Consider the following 3,207-nt stretch of genomic DNA (forward strand, 5'->3'; position numbering starts at 1 on the left):
CCACACTTATCAGACGGTCCGTCCGGACGTACCGGATTCGGTCGGCTACGTCGATCTCCGCGGATCCGAGGATCCGGAGGGCGCAGCGCACCGGTGGATGACCCGGAGATACTCTCGCCGTCTCGATCCGTTGCGCGACAGGCTCATCGGTACAACACTGTTGCAGCTGGCCGACGACAGGTTCTTCCTGTCGAGCTATGCCCACCACATCGCACTCGACGGACACGGCGCCATGGTGATGCTCGCGCGCAGCGCGGAGCTGTACACGGCCTGGGTCGACGGTGCCGAGGCACCACCTTTCCGCGGCCTCACCGTCGCCCGGTTGCGCGAGATGGATGCCGCGTACGAGGTTTCGGATCGGCGCCTGCGGGACCGGGCGCACTGGATGCAGCGACTCGCCGATCTGCCCGATCCGCTGTCGCTTGCGGACGGGTCGTCTCGGCCGGAAGGGTCGGCGCCGCCACGGATGCCGTGCCGGCACACCGGAGCACTGCTCGAGCCCGCCACGGCCCGGGCCGTCGCCGCCCTTGCACACGAGGTGAACACGACGGATGTGCCCGTCGTCGTTTCCGCCTTCGCCGCCTATCTGGCGAGAACCACCGGAACGTCGGATGTGGTACTGAGCCTTCCGGTCTCGGCGCGGACGACCGCGTCGCTGCGCCGGTCCGGTGGAACGCTGTCCAACGTCGTGCCGCTGCGGCTGCAGGTCGATCCCGGCCTGACACCCACCGAGCTGATCCGGCGGGTGCAGGTGGAGCTGACGGGAGCCCTGCGGCACCAGCGTTACCGGTACGAGGACATGCTCGCGGACCTGCGAGAGCTCGGCCGGGAGCACGGAGATACCCGCAGCGCGTTCGGCCCGGTCGTCAACCTGATGATGTTCCACCCGCAGATCACTTTCGGTGAGATCGTCGGCGACTTCCACGTACAGTCCACCGGGCCGATCGAGGATCTGTCCGTCAATGTGTATCCGGGCGTCGCCGGCCGCACCGTCCGGGTGGATTTCGAAGCCGATCCCGCGCTCTACAGCGAGGAATCACTCGCTCGGCACCACCGGTTGTTCCTCGATCACCTGGCCCGGTTCGTCGCGAATCCCGATCGCGCACTGGGCGACCTACCGTTCGGGGATGCGGCGGACCTGGCCGGGCTGGTTCCCGCGCACGGCCCCGAGGCAGCGGCACCGGAACTGCTGCCGGATCTGCTCACAGCCCATGCCGACAGCGACGCGATCGCGGTGCGCGATGCCACGTCGTCCCTGACCTATCGCGAGCTCGATGCCCGTTCGAACGACCTGGCGCGACGGCTCGTCGCAGCCGGAGCCGGACCCGAAGACAGGGTCGCGGTGATCCTGCACCGCTCGGTGGAGTCGGTGGTGGCACTGTGGGCCGTTGCGAAGACCGGCGCGGCCTATACGCCGATCGACCCGGATCTGCCCGGGGCGCGCCTGAACGAACTGCTGCGTTCCGCCGAGATCGTGGTCGCCGGGCGGGACGTCGTGCTGCCCGCGCACGTCACCCTCGTAGCGCCGTCCACCGGACGCGCCGCTCCCTTCACTCCGGCGGACCGGCTCCGCGACCTGCACCTCGACCATCCCGCCTGGGTCATCCACACGTCCGGGTCCACCGGTGTGCCGAAGGCGGTCGCCGTCACCCACAGGGGAGTGGCCTCGCTCGTCGCGACCCTGCGCGAGAAGTATTGCGCCGATCGCGAATCGCGCGTGCTCCACCTGGCCGCGCCCACGGTCGACGCGTCACTGCAGGAACTGCTGCTCGCCTTCGACGCGGGCGCGACCGTGGTGATCTGCCCGGCCGACGCGGTCGCCGGTCCCGCGCTCGCAGATCTGCTCCGACGGGAGGCGATCACCCACGCGATCACGGCCCCCGCGATCCTGGCCGCCACCCCGGAAGCGGACCTGCCCCACCTCCGGGTCGTCGACTCGGGCGGCGAGGCCCTGTCCGCGGCGGTCGCCGACCGCTGGTCGCCCGGCCGGATCCTGCTCAACGCCTACGGCCCCACGGAGACCACGGTGCTGGCGACGGTCAGTGACCCGCTGCGACCCGGTTCCGGAGTGCCGATCGGGCGTCCGATCGCCGGCACGGCCGCCTACGTGCTCGACACCAGGCTCCACCCCGTCCCTGCCGGTGTGGTGGGCGAACTGTATGTCGCGGGACCGGGGGTCGCCCGAGGTTATCTGGATGCTCCGGCTCGCACCGCCGAGCGGTTCGTCGCGGGACCGCAGGGGGAGCGGGTCTACCGCACCGGCGACCTCGTGCGCTGGACCCGGGACCCCGACACCGGCGAACGACGCCTCGACTTCCTCGGACGCGCCGATCGCCAGGTGCAGATCCGCGGTCGGCGGATCGAACCCGGCGAGATCGAAGCGGTGCTCACCTCGTTCGCCGAGATCACCGCGGCAGTGGTCGTCGTGCACGGTGATCGCCTCGCCGCGTACGTCGTTCCTGCCGAATCGGCGGTCGTCGACGTGGCCGAGGTGACGGCACGGCTCGCCCGGCGGCTGCCTGCCCACCTCAGGCCGGCGACGACGACGGTCCTCGAGGCGTTGCCGCTGACGCCCGGCGGCAAGATCGACCGGCGTGCGCTGCCCGCCCCCACCATCGAACCCGCGATCGGACATCGACCCCCGGCCGGACCGAACGAGACGCTCGTCGCCCGGTTGTTCACCGAGATCACCGGGGTCGAGGGCGTGGGGGCCGACACCGACTTCTTCGTCGTCGGCGGACATTCGCTCACCGCAACACAACTCGCTGCGGACCTGGCTTCCGCGCTGGGGCGCGACGTGCGGTTGCGGGACGTCTTCGACCATCCGACCGTCGCTCGTCTCGCTGCGGCCGCCGCCGAGCGACCGCGCGCGGTCGATCCGGATGTCCGGTCCGAGGAACCGGGGCCGGCGCCGCTCGCACCCGCCCAGTACCGGTTGTGGCTGCAGGCCCGCGCACACGGTGACACCGGCGCGTACCACCTGCCGTTCGTTCTGCATCTCGACGGGGATCTGGACGTCCCGGCCCTGCAGGTCGCGCTGACCGATGTGGTGATCCGCCACCGGGTGCTGCGCACCGTCCTGCCGCTGTCGTCGGCTGGGCCCGTGCAGCGGGTCCTGCCGATCGCCGAGGCGCTTGCCGCCTTCCGCATCGTTCCGGTCCAGGCGGCTCCGGACCACGTGGAGGCGCTGGTCCGGCAGTGGACCGC

1 protein-coding gene is annotated in these 3,207 nt (G+C 71.0%); it reads left to right on the forward strand.

Going from position 1 to position 3,207, the window contains the following annotated elements; translation table 11 throughout:
* The coding region (locus I0Q12_RS34060) for a non-ribosomal peptide synthetase (RefSeq protein ID WP_231611551.1) at nucleotides 1-3,207 on the forward strand (3,207 nt) is incomplete at both ends.

It is taken from the genome of Rhodococcus sp. CX, from assembly GCF_015865005.1.
GTDB lineage: Bacteria > Actinomycetota > Actinomycetes > Mycobacteriales > Mycobacteriaceae > Rhodococcus.